17 protein-coding genes are annotated in these 19,244 nt (G+C 43.9%); 5 read left to right on the top strand and 12 right to left on the bottom strand.

Annotated elements, in window-relative coordinates; all coding sequences use genetic code 11:
- Positions 1-33 precede the first annotated feature (33 nt).
- Together ACGTNH_RS00535 and ACGTNH_RS00530 are read left to right on the top strand one after the other, a co-directional pair.
- On the top strand, positions 34-804 hold the full coding sequence (locus tag ACGTNH_RS00535) for a DeoR/GlpR family DNA-binding transcription regulator (protein ID WP_394584274.1): 771 nt from the start codon (positions 34-36) through the stop codon (positions 802-804).
- Entirely contained in the window at positions 801-1,655 is an 855-nt protein-coding gene (locus tag ACGTNH_RS00530; protein ID WP_394584273.1) for a Cof-type HAD-IIB family hydrolase, read from the top strand. The genes ACGTNH_RS00535 and ACGTNH_RS00530 overlap by 4 nt, the downstream gene beginning before the upstream one ends.
- Before the next feature lie 393 nt (positions 1,656-2,048).
- On the opposite strand, the gene dnaB is transcribed toward ACGTNH_RS00530, so the two are convergent.
- Genes dnaB through ACGTNH_RS00510 form a run of 4 tightly spaced genes read right to left on the bottom strand, consistent with a single transcriptional unit; the run spans position 2,049 to position 6,842 of the window.
- Positions 2,049-3,410, bottom strand: a complete 1,362-nt coding sequence (gene dnaB / locus ACGTNH_RS00525; RefSeq protein WP_394584272.1) for a replicative DNA helicase — start codon at positions 3,408-3,410, stop codon at positions 2,049-2,051.
- A gap of 35 nt (positions 3,411-3,445) precedes the next feature.
- Positions 3,446-3,892: a 50S ribosomal protein L9 gene (rplI, locus tag ACGTNH_RS00520; RefSeq protein WP_394584271.1), complete on the bottom strand. Its 447-nt coding sequence runs from the start codon at positions 3,890-3,892 to the stop codon at positions 3,446-3,448.
- The gene (locus ACGTNH_RS00515; RefSeq protein WP_394584270.1) at positions 3,889-5,862 is read right to left on the bottom strand and encodes a DHH family phosphoesterase; all 1,974 of its coding nucleotides are present in this window, start codon (positions 5,860-5,862) and stop codon (positions 3,889-3,891) included. The genes rplI and ACGTNH_RS00515 overlap by 4 nt, the downstream gene beginning before the upstream one ends.
- Before the next feature lie 35 nt (positions 5,863-5,897).
- Positions 5,898-6,842 carry a YybS family protein gene (locus ACGTNH_RS00510; protein ID WP_394584269.1) on the bottom strand — a complete coding sequence of 315 codons (945 nt, stop codon included), beginning with the start codon at positions 6,840-6,842 and terminating at the stop codon, positions 5,898-5,900.
- Positions 6,843-6,999: 157 nt separating this feature from the next.
- On the opposite strand from ACGTNH_RS00510, the gene ACGTNH_RS00505 reads away from it, so the two are divergent.
- Positions 7,000-7,815 (top strand): histidinol-phosphatase HisJ family protein, encoded by an 816-nt coding sequence (locus ACGTNH_RS00505; RefSeq protein WP_394584268.1) that lies wholly within the window; start codon positions 7,000-7,002, stop codon positions 7,813-7,815.
- A 101-nt stretch (positions 7,816-7,916) separates the two neighbouring features.
- Here the strand turns inward: ACGTNH_RS00505 and ACGTNH_RS00500 are convergent, their stop codons facing one another.
- The 3 genes from ACGTNH_RS00500 to ACGTNH_RS00490 all read right to left on the bottom strand — a co-directional run bounded on the left by ACGTNH_RS00500 (position 7,917) and on the right by ACGTNH_RS00490 (position 12,078).
- Positions 7,917-8,543 carry a histidine phosphatase family protein gene (locus ACGTNH_RS00500; protein ID WP_394584267.1) on the bottom strand — a complete coding sequence of 209 codons (627 nt, stop codon included), beginning with the start codon at positions 8,541-8,543 and terminating at the stop codon, positions 7,917-7,919.
- 785 nt (positions 8,544-9,328) lie between these two features.
- Positions 9,329-10,912 carry a phosphoglycerate dehydrogenase gene (serA, locus tag ACGTNH_RS00495; protein ID WP_394584265.1) on the bottom strand — a complete coding sequence of 528 codons (1,584 nt, stop codon included), beginning with the start codon at positions 10,910-10,912 and terminating at the stop codon, positions 9,329-9,331.
- Between the two features lie 2 nt (positions 10,913-10,914).
- Positions 10,915-12,078, bottom strand: a complete 1,164-nt coding sequence (locus tag ACGTNH_RS00490) for a pyridoxal-phosphate-dependent aminotransferase family protein (protein ID WP_394584264.1) — start codon at positions 12,076-12,078, stop codon at positions 10,915-10,917.
- Between the two features lie 353 nt (positions 12,079-12,431).
- Between ACGTNH_RS00490 and ACGTNH_RS00485 the strand changes: the two genes are divergently transcribed.
- Positions 12,432-14,117, top strand: a complete 1,686-nt coding sequence (locus ACGTNH_RS00485; RefSeq protein WP_444875030.1) for a peptide ABC transporter substrate-binding protein — start codon at positions 12,432-12,434, stop codon at positions 14,115-14,117.
- Between the two features lie 695 nt (positions 14,118-14,812).
- Here ACGTNH_RS00485 and hmpA read toward each other — a convergent pair.
- Positions 14,813-16,027, bottom strand: a complete 1,215-nt coding sequence (hmpA, locus tag ACGTNH_RS00480; RefSeq protein ID WP_394584262.1) for an NO-inducible flavohemoprotein — start codon at positions 16,025-16,027, stop codon at positions 14,813-14,815.
- Positions 16,028-16,238: 211 nt separating this feature from the next.
- Here hmpA and ACGTNH_RS00475 point away from each other — a divergent pair, with 211 nt between their 5' ends.
- Positions 16,239-16,676 carry an Rrf2 family transcriptional regulator gene (locus ACGTNH_RS00475; protein ID WP_394584260.1) on the top strand — a complete coding sequence of 146 codons (438 nt, stop codon included), beginning with the start codon at positions 16,239-16,241 and terminating at the stop codon, positions 16,674-16,676.
- A gap of 152 nt (positions 16,677-16,828) precedes the next feature.
- On the opposite strand, the gene rpsR is transcribed toward ACGTNH_RS00475, so the two are convergent.
- The 4 genes from rpsR to ychF all read right to left on the bottom strand — a co-directional run bounded on the left by rpsR (position 16,829) and on the right by ychF (position 19,100).
- Entirely contained in the window at positions 16,829-17,056 is a 228-nt protein-coding gene (gene rpsR, locus ACGTNH_RS00470) for a 30S ribosomal protein S18 (RefSeq protein WP_101841900.1), read from the bottom strand.
- A gap of 21 nt (positions 17,057-17,077) precedes the next feature.
- Complete coding sequence (gene ssb, locus ACGTNH_RS00465; protein WP_394584257.1) at positions 17,078-17,563, bottom strand: single-stranded DNA-binding protein; 486 nt, start codon at positions 17,561-17,563, stop codon at positions 17,078-17,080.
- Positions 17,564-17,575: 12 nt separating this feature from the next.
- Positions 17,576-17,866, bottom strand: a complete 291-nt coding sequence (gene rpsF / locus ACGTNH_RS00460; protein WP_394584255.1) for a 30S ribosomal protein S6 — start codon at positions 17,864-17,866, stop codon at positions 17,576-17,578.
- 136 nt (positions 17,867-18,002) lie between these two features.
- On the bottom strand, positions 18,003-19,100 hold the full coding sequence (ychF, locus tag ACGTNH_RS00455; RefSeq protein WP_394584253.1) for a redox-regulated ATPase YchF: 1,098 nt from the start codon (positions 19,098-19,100) through the stop codon (positions 18,003-18,005).
- Positions 19,101-19,244 lie beyond the last annotated feature (144 nt).

Here is a 19,244-nt window from a genome sequence, read left to right as displayed (position 1 = left end):
TAACTTATAGAATACGTAAGGACGGTGGCTGCTTTGTATCAAGAAGAACGCTTAATTGAAATTCTCAAGTATGTAAAACAGACGAAGCGCATCTCAGTCGAAAAGATTTGTGAGCTTTTTCATGTTTCAAGGGACACAGCGAGAAGAGACCTCGTTAAATTAGAAGAACAGCGAGCGATCGTGCGGACGCGGGGAGGGGCTATTTTACCAACGAGCCATAATGAAGTAAAAGACTACTCCAACAGGCTACAAACCGTCTCTGAAGAGAAGCTGGCGATCGGGCGCAAGGCAGCATCGCTTGTACGCAGTGGAGATAAGGTGATTCTCGATGCCTCTACAACCGTACAGTCCTGCGCTGCACAGCTTGAGGATACAGACTTAACCGTCATTACGAACTCAATTAATTTGGCTGATCTACTGTCTCATAATAAACATTCAAACATTCATTTATTAGGCGGCCAGCTGAATAAAGAGCACCGGTTTTTGTACGGCACTTCTGTCATCGAACGCCTTTCTAACTATTATGTCGACCACGCTTTTATTGGAGTCGTCGGCATTTCAGAACACGGGCTGACGATTGCGCATGAAGAAGACGGTATGGTGAAGCGTAAGATGACCGACCAAGCGCAGCAAGTGACTGTTCTCGCTGATCATACAAAAATCGGCGTTACCGATTTTTTTCAATACGCCGAGCTGGCAGATGTAGATCTACTTATTACCGACCGGACACCGAGTGAAGAGTTCCAGCAGCTGTTAGAAAATCATCAGGTGGAGTTATTAGTGACGGAGGAGGAAACAGGATGAAAATGATTGCGATTGATTTAGACGGCACCCTATTAAATAACGAAAGTGAAATCAGCGAGGAAAATTTACAAGCCATTCAAAGAGCACAGCAGGAAGGGGTGGAAATTGTCGTAGCGACAGGACGAGCCGAATTTGACGTGCGCGAAGTTTTTGCCGATACCGGCCTTAACACGTGGGTGATTGGCGCTAACGGGGCTACGATTCATACACCCGAAGGAAAACTGTTTGATTCCGTTCCAATTCAGCCAAACGATGCGGAAGAAATCTTAAGCTGGCTCGAAGCGGAAGACTATTACTACGAGGTTTTCAGCGATGATGCTATTCTTACACCTGAAAATGGACGCGACCTGCTGTATATTGAGCTCGATCGTATTAAAACAGCGAATCCGGATGCAAATATAGCGGAGCTTGAACATTCGCTCGCTAAACAGTTCGGCCAGTCAGGCTTTAAAAAAGTCCCGTCCTACCGGGAAATTATGCAGAGTGGCCAGCCTCTTTACAACGTACTCGCCTTCTCGTTTGAAAAAGAAAAACGCGATAAAGGCTGGAAGAAGTTTGAAGGATATGAAGATTTAACACTCGTCAGCTCAGGCATTCATAACTTTGAGCTTGAACACAAGGACGCTTCCAAGGGCATCGCTTTAGAAAAACTCGCGGCCCATTTTGGCTTCTCTCTACGTGATACGGCTGCCATCGGCGACAGTCCAAACGACCTTTCGATGCTAAACGTAGCGGGACACCGGGCAGCGATGGCGAATGCGAGAGATTCAGTCTTAGAAGCGAGTGATTTTGTAACGAAAACCAATGATGATCACGGAGTCGCTCATGCGATTTCTCACTGGTTAACCTAGCGTTCATTCATGAGCCGGCGTAACTCCTGTTTTTGGAGGCGTAACGGTGAGTGATGAATATAAAAAAGCCTTTCATCTTTTTTAACAAAAAGAGATGAAAGGCTTTTATTTTGCTCTTTTATGGTGTGAGTGTTGACGGTGCCAGCTCTCACGCCGCAAGAGTGCTGATGGGTACCGCTCTCTCGCTGTATGAGTGCTGATGGGTACCGCTCTCTCGCTGTATGAGTGCTGATGGTACCAGGTACCGAGAGACAAAAAAGTGGTTAGAGGCAGTAGAAAAGAGTCTCGGTACCTGGTACCGCGTTGACGCTCTACTCTTTATTCACTGCTGATACTCCATTGCACCGCTGTTGTACTCTCTCTTTATTCTCTGCTGACACTTTATCAATTCTCTTATGCCGGCGGCACGTCAGCGTCAGTGTAGCGGTGGTCGAGGTCGACGAACTTGTTGTATTCCTTCACAAAGGCCAGTTCGACGTTTCCAACCGGACCATTACGCTGCTTGGATATGATGATTTCGATAATGTTTTGGTTTTCCGACTCCTGGTCATAGTAATCGTCACGATACAAGAAGCCGACAATATCCGCATCCTGCTCAATCGAACCAGATTCACGAAGGTCAGACATCATAGGACGCTTGTCCTGTCGGGATTCAACGCCACGAGAAAGCTGGGAAAGAGCGATTAGCGGAACATTTAATTCACGGGCTAATCCTTTTAACGATCGAGAAATTTCCGACACTTCCTGCTGACGGTTTTCCTTAGAATTCGCGCTTCCCTGGATGAGCTGCAGGTAGTCAATCAAGATCATGCCGAGTCCGTGTTCCTGCTTAAGACGACGGCATTTGGACCGAATTTCGTTCACTCGAATACCCGGCGTATCATCAATGTAAATGCCGGCATTCGATAAGCTTCCCATCGCCATCGTCAGCTTATTCCAGTCATCGGCTTCCATTGAACCTGTACGGAGACGCTGGGCGTCAATGTTACCTTCCGCACATAACATACGGGAGACAAGCTGATCGGCTCCCATCTCCAAACTGAAGATCGCAACGTTTTCATCTGAATTGACCGCAACGTTCTGCGCAATGTTAAGCGCAAAAGCCGTCTTACCCATGGAAGGACGTGCTGCGATAATGATCAAATCATTCCGCTGAAATCCTGATGTGATTTGATCGAGGTCGCGGTAGCCTGTCGGAATACCGGTCGTATTCCCTTCATTGTTATGAAGCTGTTCAATGTTGTCGTACACATCGATTAACACGTCTTTAATGTTTTTAAACGCGCCGGAGTCTTTTCGCTGGGAGACTTCCAGAATTTCTTTTTCCGCCGCATTTAAAACATCTTCAATATTCTCTTCTTCTGCAAATCCGCTCGTTACGATATTGGTCGCTGTGCGGATCAACCCACGCAGCGTTGACTTCTCGCTGACAATCTTCGTGTAATATGAGATGTTGGCTGCCGTCGGAACGGAATTGGCGATATCACTTAAATAAGAAACGCCGCCTACTTCCTCTAACACTTTGTTATTGGATAACGCTGTGGTTACCGTAACCAGGTCGATCGGCTCCCCGCGGTCAGAAAGCGTGAGCATTACTTCAAAGATCCGCTGATGGCTCGCGCGGTAAAAATCTTCTGGAAGTAGATATTCCGCAGCCGTAGACATCGCTTCAGGCTCTAAAAAGACCGCACCAAGAACCGCCTGCTCAGCTTCTATATTGTGCGGCGGTGTACGGTCATTCCATAATTCACTCACTTGCTGTTTCCTCCTCTACGTGCGCAAAAGAACATTTACTTCTCGGCCACATGGACACGGATCGTCCCTGTCACCTCGTTATGAAGCTTAACGGGAACGTTCGTATACCCAAGGGTACGAATCGGTTCATCCAGTTCAATTTTACGTTTGTCGATTTTAATGTTGTGAGACTTCTTAAGCTGTTCTGCAATTTGCTTACTCGTAATCGATCCAAACAAGCGGCCGTTATCCCCGGATTTAGCGACAAGTTTTACTTCTAAATCCGCAAGCGTTTCTTTAAGCTGCTCGGCTTCCTGCTTCACTTCTTCCGCTTTCTGTTCTTCCTTCGCATCTTTGGCTTGCTGGGCCTTGAGGTTTCCGCCTGTAGCTTCAACCGCTAAGTTATTTTTTAAAAGGTAGTTGCGTGCATAACCGTCAGAGACGTTCTTGATTTCACCTTTCTTACCTTTTCCTTTTACGTCTGATGTGAAAATTACCTTCATTCTTCGTCTCCTCCTTCAAAATATTCATCAATTATATCTTGCAATAAAGCTCTGGCATCTTCAATCGTTGTATCTTCAAGCTGGGTGGCTGCATTGGTTAAATGCCCGCCCCCATTCATACGTTCCATAATCACCTGCACGTTAATGTCACCTAATGAGCGTGCGCTGATTCCAATTCGTCCGTCTTTACGTTCGGATATGACAAACGAGCATATCACACCTGTCATCGTAAGCAGGGTATCCGCTGCTTGAGCGATAATCACAGGGCCATACTCTTCGCCATGTTCCCCGGCTGATATCGCAATTCCATCGCGGTACATATCTGCTTTTTCAATTAAACGACTGCGCTGTACATATACATCGATATCCTCTTTCATAAACTTCTGAACGAGAACGGTATCGGCTCCTTTAGATCTCAAATAGGAAGCGGCATCAAACGTCCGTGAACCTGTTCGTAACGTGAATGCCTTCGTATCGACAATAATACCGGATAATAAAGATGTAGCTTCAAGCATAGAAAGCTTAAGCTTCTTCGGCTGGTACTCAAGCAGTTCAGTCACAAGCTCTGCTGTGGAAGAAGCATAAGGCTCCATATACACAAGCGTCGGATCCGATATGAACTCTTCGGCACGACGGTGGTGGTCAATGACTACGACATGCTCCGTTTTCGTTAGTAGTTTTTCTTCCATTACTAAAGAAGGCTTATGCGTATCGACGACGACAAGCAGTGTATCGTTCGTGACAAGCTCCATCGCATCCTCAGGTGTAATAAAGTTTGACCACAATTCATCGTCTTTTTCAATTTCCTCAATCATACGCTGAACCCCTGTATCAATCTCATCAGGGTCAAGCACGATATTTCCTTCTTTCTGGTTCGCCTGCGCAATTTTTAAAATGCCAATGGAAGCACCAACGGCATCCATGTCAGGAGATTTGTGTCCCATAATCAGGACGCGTTCACTGTTTTGCACAAGCTCCTTCATAGCGTGGGAAATCACACGTGCACGAACCCTCGTACGTTTTTCCATTGGATTCGTTTTTCCGCCGTAGAAACGAACTTTACCCGTGTCATCCTTAATCGCTACCTGGTCGCCTCCACGTCCAAGGGCTAAATCAAGACTGGACTGAGCAAGCTCTCCAAGCTCAGGAAGGCTCACAGGCCCTACACCTATTCCATAGCTGAGCGTCAGCGGAACATTTTGATCCGTAATTAACTCGCGCACATCATCGAGAATATCAAACTTATTACGCTCGAGTGCCTGCAGAATCTCTTGATTCATGACAGCCATAAAACGTTCCTGGGACGTTCGTTTCAAGTAAATCCCGAAATCGCCGGCCCACTTATTTAAAATGGAAGTGACTTGAGAGTTAATTTGACTCTTCGCTGTATCATCCATGCCCTGCGTAATCTCTTCATAGTTATCTAAGAAAATGATCGAAAGGACGGTCTGCTCATTTTTGTACAAGTTATGAATTTTTGTCTGATTAGTGCGGTCAAAGAAGTAAAGGAGACGCTCATCTCTTTTCACTAACGTCTGCAGCTTGTATTCATCAATATCAAGCCATACCTCTCCATGACTTTCTTTAATGTAGGAAACCAAATCATCAGACAAATCGTTCAACGATTCACCTACAATCGTATCTTCTTTCGTAAACTTGTTCATATAGGGGTTCGCCCACTCCACCTTATAATCTTCACTATAAAGCACAATCCCTATGGGCATTTCTAACAGCGCCTCTTCCCCTACTTTTTTCACACGGTAGGAAAGAGTCGATATATATTCTTCTGTTTCATTGATCATGTTTTGTTCGGTGCGAACACTATAAAAGATCGAACCGGCCAATAAGAGCATCATCATCAATCCGAGCATCCACTGAAAATACCAAATAAACCCCAACAGGATCAGTGAAATCGTATAGATTACCCACAAGTGGCCGCTCATGGTCGGTTTTTTAAAAATATTCGGCATTTCATTCAACTCCTGCCATCAAATACGAGCGATCTTTATTTCTTCGCCTGCAAACGCTCACGAAGCGAAAATCCTAAATCAATTATACCTAAGATTCGAACAAGATACATTAGAATTGTCGGGAAAAGTAACGAACCAACAATTGCCAGGATCGGAAGCGCTTTTGACTTCTCTTTGACATAGGTATAATAAAAAATAAAAGCAAAGCCTTGCAGTACAAGAAAGGCCCCCGTCAGCGTAAATACATTAATGGCCGCTAAATACCAAATATCATTACTTTCAGCGAACACCAATGTAAAAATTAACGCAAAAAAGTAATACCATAATACGGAGGTCGGAAGGTTAAAGTTACGAAAAGCCGGAAAATGAAACTTTTTCCCTTCTACACGATTAATAATTTTATAGCTGAGCCACTGGCTGACAAACGCGTACATAATACCGCCTATCGCAAAGATGCTTGGTAAATAATCAGGCAGGGCAGCCACCTGCTCTTCTAAAGCCTCTAACTGCGTTTCCGCACCTTCACCGCTTCCTAAAGCCCCCATCAATCCTTCAGTCATCGAAACCGCGTCATTAAGACCCGTACGAATCTCTTCTGCCCAGTTCATGCCAAAGAAAAGCTGCGATATTAAATACACACTGACAAGGCCGATAATAAAACCAATCGTCCCTCCAGCCCACGTTTCATAAGAGCTGCGCTTTTTATACATTGATCCACCGATGAACAATCCGCCTATTCCTGAAAGCAGTGTAATCGGTAAAGAAAAAACAGTTGCAAAGATCAATGAAAAGACCATAGCAGCAACAAACATAAGCACTCCCGGTTTCCACCCATGTCTATAGCTGTAAAAAATAAATGGAACTGGTAAAACAAATAGGAAAATGGACCCGATAATCGGGGTAAATAGAATTATCAACAACAATAGCAGATAAGCCCCGGTCATTAAAGCCCCTTCTGTAATTTTTCTCGTATCATTCATGGTTTCATACTCCTCAATTTTCTATCTATACTAACTTCCCTATTCTAACATAGGAAACCCGGTCTCTTCTTCTCTCAGACACTCAATCAAAGACGCTTTGTTTCTAGACTGCTAGTTTGATATGATAGGTGAAACACTTAGAACCTAGGAGGCAATCATGCGCACAGACTATCATGTTCATATGGCAGAAACCGGCGATTTATCCGTCGACTACTTACGCACTTATATCGAAAAAGCAAAGCAGGAAGGCATTGAAGAACTGGGCATCTCTGAACACGCCTACTTTTTCCAGGAAACGAGAAATATTTTATCAAACGACTGGGTGGAGAACCGCCGCACCCTTGATTTCAAAACCTATCAGCAAATGTTTGATGAAGCCAATGAAGCCGGCCTCCCCATTAAGATGGGGATTGAAATGGACTATATGCCTGGAAAAGAAAAAGAAATGAAAGCATTCATCGATGCTCACCCGTTCGACTACGTTATCGGTTCCGTCCACTGGATTGATGAATGGGGCATTGACCTTGCTATTTTCCGTGAAGAATATGAAAAACGCGATCTAAAAGAAGTGTATCGTCAATACTTCGACCGTGTCGTGACACTGGCAGAATCAGGTTTATTTGATTTCGTCGGCCACATCGATGTAATTAAAGTATTCGGTTATCGTCCGGATGACCGGGAATTTTTACTGGAACAATATGAACGTGCCGCGGAGGCATTAGCTAAAACAGGAACGTGTATTGAGATCAGTACCGCCGGTTTACGCAAGCCTGTCGGAGAACTTTACCCGGACCCTGATCTGCTTCGTATTTGCAAGGAAAAAGGCATCGGTATTGTTCTCTGCTCTGATGCACATAAACCTGATCATATCGGATACGCCTATGAGGATGCGATCGACTTTGCCCGCTCGGTTGGCTACGATGAAGTCCACGTCTTCACACAACGTGAGGCTCGTGTCGAGAAAATTGATTAATCCCCCTTATGATCGTTTTTCCCATTTTATGAAGGAAAACTGTGTTTTTATGATTAAAATATCGCACACAGCTAAACCCGCAGCTCAAGCTGCGGGTTTTCTTAATGAGAAAGTTCTTCCTGATAATGGGTGGTGTCCCCTTCCATATGAATCTTCCACTCTCCGTCTGTCTTTTCTACAAGACTTAAACAGGTAGAGTGGTGCATAAACGCACCGCTCCACAACTCTTCTATACCACGTTTTTTAAAGTAAATCATGAGTGCCTTCAACACGACCCCATGCGTGACGATTAAAATCGTCTGCCCTTTGTAAGTCTCAGCGATGTGTTCTACTTCATGACTGACGCGTGCGACCAGCTCCTCCAAACTCTCACCGCCACTCGTTTCGTACCGCAGCGGATCTTCCCAAAAGTTCCGATATGCTTCAGAAAACTCACTTTGAAGCTCGTGCTGAAGCTTACCTTCCCACTCTCCTAAATGAATTTCACGTAACTGAGGATTTAACTCAATCGCGATCGGGCGGTTCCCGCGAATTAACCGGCTCGTTTCTTCCGTTCTTCCACTGGAGCTCGAAACAATTTTGTCAATATGTACATTATTTAAATGTTCGCCCAGCCAGCGCGCCTGCTTTCTGCCAAGCTCCGTCAGCTTAGACTCTCCATGGCCCTGCATCCTTTTTTCTAAATTCCATACGGTTTGTCCATGACGTGTTAAATAAATTTTCGTCACTTCCGTTGCCTCCTTTTCATTATAAGTAAAAAAGTTCATTTATCCATGAGAAACTCAAGGACATTCGATTGTGCTCCGTTTTTCTGGTATCCGCTTCGTCAACATCCTTCGCTTTCCGCAGCGCACAGCCTCAGACTCCTCAGGAAGCAAAGACCGCTTTCTTGCGGCGCCTTCTGTTCCCGCAACGTTTAGTTGTAAACAAGGTATTCCCTTTCCTTCCTTATGTATCAGAACCATTGAAGTTTAGATCCAGAGACTAGACTACACTATGGCTAGTAACCTTTTATCGAAAAAGGGGTGACCCCGCAAGGCTGATAAAGCCTGAGAAGACATACCATTCGCCCGCGGAAAGGGACTCGTTTCCTAAAAACCTTTACTCTTTCTAAATACATACTTTTAAGACAACAATAGAGTTTCTACAGTATAAAAACAGGCAGACCGTAAACCGGCCTGCCGCAGACTGTCGAAAAAGCTAAGATGTACTTCATAAATAATCTTCGTAATGTGAAGGCCCTTTTTTAAAAGCTGCTTTCACAGCTTGAGTAAATGATTGCCAGTGATCTATTTTGAAAAAGGGTTTGAGGAAACGGCGAAACTCCTGCGGGAAATGGGAATAAGGTGTGACCCCGGAGGGCTGATAAAGCCCGAGGAGGCACACCATTCGCCCGCGGAAAGGGAGTCGTTTCCTCAAACCCTTTACACTCTTAAACGTAAGGAATTTTACACTATTTAAGGTTTCTCTACAAGCTGAGGCAGGCCGTATACCGGCCTGCCTGTTACTTATTCTACAGCGTTAAGCATTGTACCTGCATAATATCTGCAACTCCGCCGAGCTGTTCCTGACAATCTTCTTCAACAGCTTTATCTACCGTAAGAACCATGACAGCTTCTCCACCAATAGTCGTTCGTCCTACCTGCATCGTCGCGATGTTGACATGGTGTTCAGCTAGTAAGCTTCCAACACGTCCAATCGCACCTGGCTGGTCTTTGTGGTGAATGACAATTAAATGCCCTTCTGGCACAACGTCAATTGGATACTCATCAAGCTTCACAATACGGGCACCCAGTCCATTCAACAAGGTTCCAGCAATCGAACGCTTTTCCTGATCTGTTTCAATTTCAATCGTCACAAGGTTCGTAAACCCTTTGGTCGACGTTGATTTTTGTTCATTAATGACGATTCCTTTGTCGGAAGCCGTCTTATACGCGTTTACATCATTCACACGTTCGCCGATGTAACGCTTCAAGATCCCTTTAATAGATATTCTAGTTAACGGCGTCGTATCTACATCCAGCAAATCTCCAGAATAATAGACATTTACCTTTTCCAGTGCTCCATCTGTCACGTTTGAAAGAAAGCTTCCTAGTTTTTCAGCTAATGTGAAATAAGGGGCCAGCTGTTCCATCACTTCAGAAGGAACGGACGGCATGTTAACAGGATGCTTCACAGCGCCGCCGCGGAGAAGGTCCATAACGTCAATACTAACGTCTGTGGCTACGTTTTCTTGAGCCTCAACGGTACTCGCTCCTAAGTGAGGGGTCGCAATAACTTCTTCTAAAGACAACAATGGATGATCAATCGCTGGTTCTTCTTCAAAAACATCAAGTGCCGCTCCAGCAATTTTCCCATTTTCAATGGCTTCATACAGCGCATCTTCTTCTACTATTCCACCGCGTGCACAGTTTAGAATTCGTGCGCCCGGCTTCATCAGCTGGATCGTCTCTTTATTAATTAAGTGCTTCGTCTTTTCAATTAAAGGTGTGTGCACCGTTAGAAAGTCTGACTGCTGCAGCACTTCTTCCAGCGTTCCGTATTGCACACCGGCTTTATCCGCTTTTTCTTCTGTTAAAAATGGGTCAAAAGCGATTACTTTCATGCGGTGGCCTTTTGCACGCTGGGCTACTTCATTACCGATACGGCCAAAGCCAACAATCCCTAACGTTTTATTCTTAAGCTCAACGCCGACAAACTTTTTACGCTCCCATCGGTTCTGCTTGAGCTGATGATAGGCTTGTGGAATATTTCGTGCAAGCGACATAAGCATAGCCATCGTGTGCTCTGCTGTTGAAATCGTATTTCCATCAGGTGCATTAACAACGACGACTCCATGGTCCGTCGCAGCGTCTAAATCAATATTATCCACCCCAACTCCGGCACGTCCGATCACTTTAAGTTGAGGAGCATGTTCAATTAATTCGCGTGTAACTTGCGTTTGACTGCGGACAATTAACGCATCACTCGTACTGATTTCCTTTAATAGATCTTCGTGAGATAAGGAGGCATCCATAACAGCTTCTACATCTGAGGCTTCAAGTAACGGCTTTATTCCATCTTCGCTAAGAGGATCACTTATAAGTACACGGTACATTCTTAGTCCAACTCCCTTGTCGCTTGTAAATAGGCTTCTTGTGCTGCGGCTGTTCCCACACCCTGCTCAAACTCATGGCCAAGTCGATTTAAGACGATTTCAATAATACTAATATACTGAAGAACATTTGCCGGACGGGAATAACCCATATGGCCGATTCTGAAAATTTCCCCTTTATGCTTCTGTTGACCGCCTGCTGTCATTAAACCAAACTCCTGATTGGCAATTTTTCTAAATTGCTCGGCTTCGAACGTTTGAGGACGTACAGAGGTAACCGTCGTTGATGCATCTTCTTCAGAAACAAATAGAGGTACGTTTAACGCACGAAAAGCAGCACGTGTCATTTCCTTCATCACACGGTGGCGTTCATGAACGTTCTCTAAACCTTCGTCTTCTATTAAACTCAAAACCTCCTGAAGGCCGAATAATAGAGATAAGGCAGGTGTAAAAGGCGTTTGTCCATTATCCAGACTCTTCTTATAGCTGCGCAGATCTAAATAGAAACGAGGACGCGGGTTATCATTAATCACTTTCCACGCCTGATCACTTACGGCAGCAAAAGACAGTCCAGCTGGAAGCATCATGGCTTTTTGTGAACCAGAAACTAAGAGATCGATTCCAGACCCATCCATATCCACAGGAGCACCGCCAATAGAAGAAACACCATCTACAATTACAAGCGCATCACTGACAGCATGAACTTTCTCAGCGATTTCCTCGACCGGGTGCATCACTCCTGTTGATGTCTCACAATGCGTGACAAAAACAGCCTTCACATTCGGGTGAGCTTGCAGCTGCTCTTCAATGGCTGCAGCTTCAACAGCTTTTCCTCCCTCTACATCGATACGGTGAACATCAAGTTCGTAAGTATTACAAATTTTAGCAAAACGATCGCCAAAGGCTCCGGCTACAACAACGATCACTTCTTCTCCTGGAGACGTTGTATTTACAACAGCAGCTTCCAAAGCGGACGTTCCACTGCTGGAGAGAATAAGTACATCACCCGTTGTGCCAAAAATAGGCTTTAATCTCGGGGCAAGATCTTCCACTAATTCTTTACACTTCTGTCCTCTATGGCCGATCATCGGCTGAACCATAGCCCTTTCCACACTTGGCGGTATTGGGGTAGGGCCGGGTATTTGCAATATCTCCCACTCACGATTCATGGTCAACAATCCCTCCTGTACATCCTACACGTACAAACTTTTATCTACGGTAGAAAAATTTTAATATTCCTTTATCCTATCAAATGAACAGGCATTGTCAATGTAATCTAAACAATCAGACAAAAGGATTTTTGAGCCTGTTCAGAAGCCTTTCCTTTTTGCACGTATCCCTAGGGTTTAGAAGAAAAAAAGGTTTAAAAAATGAACCGCTTTTCACAGTCAGTGATGCGCTTTCACGAACATTTTCGATCGTTTTGATTCCTTTTTTTCTTTTTTTTCTGAAAACAAGTTAATGAAAGAATTTGGAATTATCTATATAATTAGAAAGGTATTTATTTTTGAAAAATTCAAAAATGGGGGAGATTTTTTTGAAACAGAAAAGCCTATGGCTGATGTTCGCTCTGGTGCTGGCTCTTTTCCTTGCTGCGTGCAGCGGTGGAGATGATTCCGAATCCTCAGGTGAATCGGATGGAGGAGACAGTTCTGGGGAAAGCAGTGCTGAACAAGAAATAACGGTCACAGCAAAAAGTGAAATTTCCAGTATGGATCCTTCCTTAATTACAGATACGGTTGGATTTCAGTGGGCTGGAGAAACATTAGAAGGACTTTATCGTCTCGATGAAGAGGGGAATCTATCGGAAGGAATTGCCACAGACAGCTCTGTAAGTGATGATGGCATGACTTGGACATTTGAGCTGAGGGAAGACGCCGAATGGTCTAACGGCGACCCTGTAACAGCGGAAGATTTCGTATTCGCATGGCAGCGTGCGGTAAACCCTGACACGGGTTCTGAATACGGCCCTTACTTTTTAGGCGGAGTTATTAAAAATGCACAAGAAATTGCTGATGGCGAAGCAGAATTGGACGAGCTGGGTGCCACAGCAGTAGATGATCATACATTAGAAGTTGAATTAGAACAACCTGTACCATACTTTGAATCAATGACTGTTTTTGTTACCTTCATGCCGCTTAACAAGTCCTTTGTTGAGGAACACGGAGAAGACTTTGGAACAGAAGCAGAATATGCGCTGGCTAACGGTCCGTTTGAAATGACATCCTGGGACCATGAACAAGGCTGGACAGTAGAGAAAAACGACAGCTACTGGGACGCGGATACAGTTCAATTGGAAACGATAAATGCGCAAGTCATTAAAGAGATTTCTACAGGCGTAAACTTGTATGAATCCGGAGATCTTGATCAAACAGAACTTAATGCGGAATTCGTTGATGAATACATGACGACTGAAGATTTTAACGTAGCTGAAAAGCCTTACCTGTATTTCTTTAAGTTTAATCAGGAAGCCAACGAAGCTTTAGCGAATGTGGATGTGCGTAAAGCGATATCTTATGCCATCGACCGTCAGGCGCTTGTTGATACGATCTTAAACGACGGTTCCGTACCAGCAGAAGGGTATGTACCTTCAAACTTCGTAAACATGCCGGACAGCGATGAAGATTTCCGCGACGCTCAAGGTCCTCTCGTTGAATATGATGAGGATAAAGCGAAAGAGCACTGGGAAGCAGCGCTTGAAGAGCTGGGAACAGAAGAAGTAGAAATTGAACTTCTTGGTGATGACACTGGAACGGTAAGTAATGTACTGGCTTACTACAAAGAACAGCTGGAAACAGTGCTTGAGGGACTATCTATTAATGTTATGGAAGTTCCGTTCAACGAACGTGTGGAGCGCGACCAAAACTCTGAATTTGAGATGGAAGCCGCAACCTGGGGTCCTGACTACGTAGACCCGAACACATACTTGAACATGTACTTGACTGGCGGTCAAAATAATAACATGAATTACTCGAATGAAGAGTACGATGCGCTGATTGAACAAGCGAATGGGGAGTATGCCCAAGACCCTGACAAGCGATTTGAGACGTTCTTAGAAGCTGAACGACTGCTTCTAGAAGAAGATGCAGCGGTAGCACCTATGTATCAAGATTCTAAAGCACAGCTTTTCCGTCCGAATATCAAAGGTGTATTTACAACAGCAACAGGTCCTGAACTTGAATTCAAGTGGGCTTACGTTGAAGAATAATTTTTTAAAAAAGCAAGCAGCGGATCGCTGCTTGCTTTTTTGTATGGTAAAGTTTCTTTCATTTGATATAAGAAAGGGTTTTAGGAAACGACTCCCTTTCCATGGGCGAATGGTGTGCCTCCTCGGGCTTTATCAGCCCCCCGGGGTCACACCTTATTCGTATCTCCCATAGGAGTCTCGCCGTTTCCTAAAACCCTTTTACCATAATAGATCACAAGAAAAATGACTTACACAAGCTGTGCCCTTATGGAAATAGAATTTGGAGCAGAACATTCATTTTCATTCTAGAATGGTTCCAAAGTTCCAAATGCCTCTTGGGATTAATGGAATGGAAAAAGTGACGATTCCTGTGGGACAAGCAGAAAGGAGAGCCCCCGCGGAAAGCAGTCCTTTTTCCCTGTTCCTATTCTCTAGGCAAAATAGAGGCAATAGTGTCAAAAAATGAACATTCGTATAAACGCAGATCTTAAGCGTAGTCAAAATACGAAGACTCCTGTGGGAACAGCACGAGTCGAAGATCCCGCAGGAAAGCGCTCTTTGCTTTCTGAGGAAGCTGAGGCCGTGCCCACGGAAAGCGAAGTAGTTTGACGGAGCGGCGTACATTCGATGTAATATAAATAATCCGAACTGATTTTAATAGAATCGTTCGGATTATTTTATGCTTTATTCAGTTCTTTTCCAGCTTGTAAGCTTTTCTATTGTAGACTTAATTCTGGACCGAAAAACTCATAATGGACTTGCTCCTCTGAAACGCCCCAGTCATTTAAGGCTGCGTTTACCGTTCTCATAAACCCTTCAGGACCGCAGAAATAAAACTCAGCATCATATGGAACGACAGCTTTCAGCCACTCTAGATCAATATGACCTTTTTTATCATATTCCGCATCAGAAGGATGAGGATCGCTGTATACAACTTTTGACTGCACAGAAGAAGCCTGTGCTTCAAATTGAGCGACATCTCCTTTAAATGCATGAACTTCTCCATTTTGAGAAGCGTGGACAAAATATACGTCACGCTCTGAATTTTGATCCACTAAACGATTTAACATACTCATCATTGGCGTCAGTCCTACGCCTCCACTGATAAATACGACAGGATTCGTACTTTCTTCATTAAGATAAAATTCTCCAGCAGGGGCTGTGATTGGCAAAATATCGCCTTCCTTTACCTGTTCATGTAAAAATGTAGAAACGACACCATCCGGCTGTTCCTCGCTGCCGTCTTCCCTTTTTACACTGATCCGGTAATAGTCTTTTCCCGGCGCGTCTGATAAGCTGTATTGTCTCAATTGCTTGTATTCACTATCAGGAAGACTTACTTGAGCGGTGATGTACTGTCCAGGCCGGAAAGGTGGAATGATGCCTCCATCCTTAGGTTCAAGATAAAAAGAAGTAATCACATTACTCTCTTTCACTTTTTTGACTACTGTGAAGTCACGATAGCCAATCCAGCCGCCTTCCTGCTCCTTCGCTTTCTTATATTTTTCCTGTTCGACTTGAATAAACACATCCGCAATCGCACCGTATGCTTCTCCCCAGGCCTCAATAATGTCGTCTGTTGCTGCATCCCCTAATACTTCTTTGATCGCTAATAATAAGTACTCGCCGACAATGGGATATTGTTCCGGCTTAACGTTTAAGCTGCGGTGTTTCTCTGCAATTTGATCCACCGTCGGAAGAATCGCTTCCAGGTTATCAATATGCATCGCTGCCGCATAAACCGCATTTGCTAACGCTCTCGGCTGTCTTCCTGCTTTTTGATTAGTCATGTTAAATATGTTTTTTAGTTCTGGGTGATCAGCAAACATGCGTTTGTAAAAGTGGGTTGTAATCGCTTCCCCGTACTCCGCTAATACAGGAACCGTAGATTTTACCGTTTGAATTGTTTTTTCACTAAGTTGAACAGCCATGGAAAAAACTCCTTTAAAAGATGTATTTAATTTATATCTTTATTATAAAAACAAATAACAATTTAAAGCAATATTCAAAATACATCTTTTGTGACAGATTTATTAAATTCTTCCGTTTCTTTAAAATCACGTCTTCAAGACAATTCCAAAGACACACTGATCAGCCTGTGATAAAATATAAATAATAACCTATTAAATGAGGGACATTCCTATGCGTCTAAAGAAATTTACGGATTACGCGTTACGCGTTATGATTTATACAGCTTCCAAGCCGGACGGAGAGCTTTCGAGCAAGGGAGAAATATCGAAGGTTTTTCATATATCAGAGAATCATTTAGGGAAAATCATTCATCAGTTAAATAAATTAGGGATGCTGGAAACGATTCGAGGACGAAGCGGCGGGATTAAACTGGCTCAAGCCCCTAAAGACATTAATATCGGGTTCGTTGTGCGTGCTATGGAGGACGATTTTCATCTATTAGAGTGCTTTGACAGGGATCGAAACTATTGTGTCATTACTCCTGCCTGTAAATTGAAACATATTCTAAATGACGCCTTATATGCATTCTTAAATGTTCTCGACCAATACACCCTTGATGACCTGCTGGCTAACAAAGATGAGCTGCAAGCGTTAATGGATATGAAATAATGCAGCAAAGGCCGTGCGCGCCGGCAGGTACGAAATGTATAAGCAAAAGTTTAAAATGCTTATAGCGGAAGTGTCTGAGTGCCTGCAGCCGGATAAATTAAAACAAAAAAGCCTTGAAGTCCAGTAGACTTCAAGGCTTTTGTTATCCGCTATTATTCAGCAGAGTATGGCAATAGAGCCATTTGACGAGAGCGTTTGATCGCTTTAGTCAATTTACGTTGGTACTTAGCAGAAGTTCCAGTTACTCGACGAGGAAGAATCTTCCCGCGATCGGAAATGAAACGTCTTAGTAAGTCAGTATCTTTGTAATCGATGTGTGTAATTCCATTAGCTGTGAAGAAACACACCTTTTTACGTTTACCGCGTCCACGACGTGCCATATGGCTTTCACTCCTTACATTTTAGAATGGTAAATCATCATCTGAAATATCAATTGGTTCACCTTTATCAGCGAAAGGATCCTCATTGTTGTTATTATTGTTATTGGTGTTAAAGTTATTTGGCTGTTGATTCTGATTTGGCTGGAATCCTTGCTGGCCGCCTCCACCTTGTCCTTGTGAAGAACCGCCTTTCGTATCCAGGAACTGTACGCTGTCCGCAACAACTTCTGTTACAAACACACGCTTTCCTTCTTGGTTGTCAAAGCTGCGAGATTGCAAACGCCCATCAACTCCAACAAGACTACCCTTTTTCATAAAGTTAGCGAGGTTTTCAGCTGCTCGTCTCCAAACGACACAGTTGATAAAATCGGCATCCCGGTCTCCCTGATTGTTAGAGAATGGTCGATTCACAGCAATAGTGAAGTTGGCAACAGCTACTCCGTTTGGCGTATAGCGTAAATCCGGATCCCTCGTTAATCTGCCGACTAAAACGACACGATTTAACATCAGAACCACTCCTTATTGATCATCTTCACGTACAGCGATATGACGGATTACGTCATCAGAGAACTTCGCTTGACGGTCGAATTCGTTGATTGCATCACGATCGCCTTTGAAGCTAACAGTTACATAAATGCCATCACGATAGTCATTAATTTCATAAGCAAGACGACGCTTACCTACTTCTTTAACTTCTTCGATCTCCGCACCGTTATCTGAAAGAATCCCGCTAAAACGCTCAACTACGCTCAATTTAGCTTCCTCCTCGATGTCTGGGCGGATGATGTACATAATTTCGTAATTTCTCATCCGTGTTCACCTCCTTATGGACTTAACGGCTCCCTCTGGCTGAAGGAGCAAGGAGTAATTCAACTATAATTACTCACAATGTTGTATTATATCAAAAGTCTAGTATAAAAACAATAGTTAACGGAGAGATCCTCGCTTATACGTTAAAACGGAAATGAATAACGTCGCCATCTTTCACTAAATAATCTTTACCTTCAAGACGAACTCGGCCGCGTTCTTTAGCAACTGCCATGGAACCAGCATCTACTAACTCACTGTAGGATACCGTTTCAGCACGGATAAAACCACGTTCAAAGTCCGTATGAATAATGCCGGCACACTGCGGTGCGGTCATGCCTTCTTTAAATGTCCAGGCGCGTACTTCCTGCTCACCTGCCGTAAAGTACGTGGCCAGTCCAAGCAGGTTATACGTCGCTTTAATCAGCTGATCCAGTCCAGATTCCGCGATGCCTAAGTCTTCGAGGAATTCCTGTTTTTCTTCTCCATCAAGCTCAGCAATTTCCGCTTCAATTTTGGCACAGACGACAATGACTTCTGCATTTTCATTCGCTGCAAACTCACGGATCTGCTTCACACGTTCATTATCTTCTGCACCGATTTCCTCTTCACTTACATTCGCTGCGTAAAGAATAGGCTTAGAAGTTAATAGATGAAGGCCTTTTACGATTTTCTGCTGATCATCGGAGAATTCAACCGCCCGGGCCGGCGTTTCATTCTCTAACGCTTCCTTGATTTTCTCAAGAACTGCATATTCAGCTACTGCATCTTTATCTTTTTGACGGGCCATTTTAGCGACTCTGTCAATTCGCTTCGACACGGTTTCAAGGTCAGCTAAAATCAACTCCAGATTAATCGTTTCGATATCTGAAATGGGATCCACCTGTCCTGAAACGTGTGTAATGTTTTCATCTTCAAATGCGCGGACGACGTGACAAATTGCATCCACCTGGCGGATATGGGATAAGAATTGGTTTCCAAGTCCCTCTCCTTTACTCGCTCCTTTTACGATGCCTGCAATATCTGTAAATTCAAAGGCTGTCGGAACAGTCTTCTTAGGATTAACCAGTTCAGTAAGCTTTTGTAAACGAGCATCCGGTACTTCTACGATCCCAACGTTAGGATCGATCGTAGCAAATGGATAGTTCGCCGATAGAGCTCCTGCCTGTGTAATTGCATTAAATAATGTAGATTTACCCACGTTCGGCAAACCTACTATTCCAGCTGTTAGTGCCATATAAAACTTCCACTCCTTAAGGATTTCCATACATGTATGTTGGTCATACCAATTATAGATACTCCACAGAAAAATAACAACCTATACAAAAAGTAAAAAACAAGCACCGTTAAGAGCTTGTTTTTTACTTTTGATCTATTTAAA

It is taken from the genome of Halobacillus sp. B23F22_1, from assembly GCF_043497005.1.
In the GTDB taxonomy this organism is placed as follows: Bacteria; Bacillota; Bacilli; order Bacillales; family Halobacillaceae; genus Halobacillus_A.
The sequence above is the reverse complement of the archived record's forward strand: the minus strand, read 5'-3'. Positions and strand labels throughout refer to the sequence as shown.

Coding starts and splice junctions, on each gene's coding strand:
- ACGTNH_RS00530 (WP_394584273.1), top strand. CDS start 801: ATGAAAATGATTGCGATTGATTTAGACGGCACCCTATTAAATAACGAA.
- rplI (WP_394584271.1), bottom strand. CDS start 3,892: ATGAAGGTAATTTTCACATCAGACGTAAAAGGAAAAGGTAAGAAAGGT.
- ACGTNH_RS00515 (WP_394584270.1), bottom strand. CDS start 5,862: ATGCCGAATATTTTTAAAAAACCGACCATGAGCGGCCACTTGTGGGTA.
- ACGTNH_RS00510 (WP_394584269.1), bottom strand. CDS start 6,842: ATGAATGATACGAGAAAAATTACAGAAGGGGCTTTAATGACCGGGGCT.
- ACGTNH_RS00505 (WP_394584268.1), top strand. CDS start 7,000: ATGCGCACAGACTATCATGTTCATATGGCAGAAACCGGCGATTTATCC.
- serA (WP_394584265.1), bottom strand. CDS start 10,912: ATGTACCGTGTACTTATAAGTGATCCTCTTAGCGAAGATGGAATAAAG.
- ACGTNH_RS00490 (WP_394584264.1), bottom strand. CDS start 12,078: ATGAATCGTGAGTGGGAGATATTGCAAATACCCGGCCCTACCCCAATA.
- ACGTNH_RS00485 (WP_444875030.1), top strand. CDS start 12,432: ATGGGGGAGATTTTTTTGAAACAGAAAAGCCTATGGCTGATGTTCGCT.
- hmpA (WP_394584262.1), bottom strand. CDS start 16,027: ATGGCTGTTCAACTTAGTGAAAAAACAATTCAAACGGTAAAATCTACG.
- ACGTNH_RS00475 (WP_394584260.1), top strand. CDS start 16,239: ATGCGTCTAAAGAAATTTACGGATTACGCGTTACGCGTTATGATTTAT.
- rpsR (WP_101841900.1), bottom strand. CDS start 17,056: ATGGCACGTCGTGGACGCGGTAAACGTAAAAAGGTGTGTTTCTTCACA.
- ssb (WP_394584257.1), bottom strand. CDS start 17,563: ATGTTAAATCGTGTCGTTTTAGTCGGCAGATTAACGAGGGATCCGGAT.
- rpsF (WP_394584255.1), bottom strand. CDS start 17,866: ATGAGAAATTACGAAATTATGTACATCATCCGCCCAGACATCGAGGAG.
- ychF (WP_394584253.1), bottom strand. CDS start 19,100: ATGGCACTAACAGCTGGAATAGTAGGTTTGCCGAACGTGGGTAAATCT.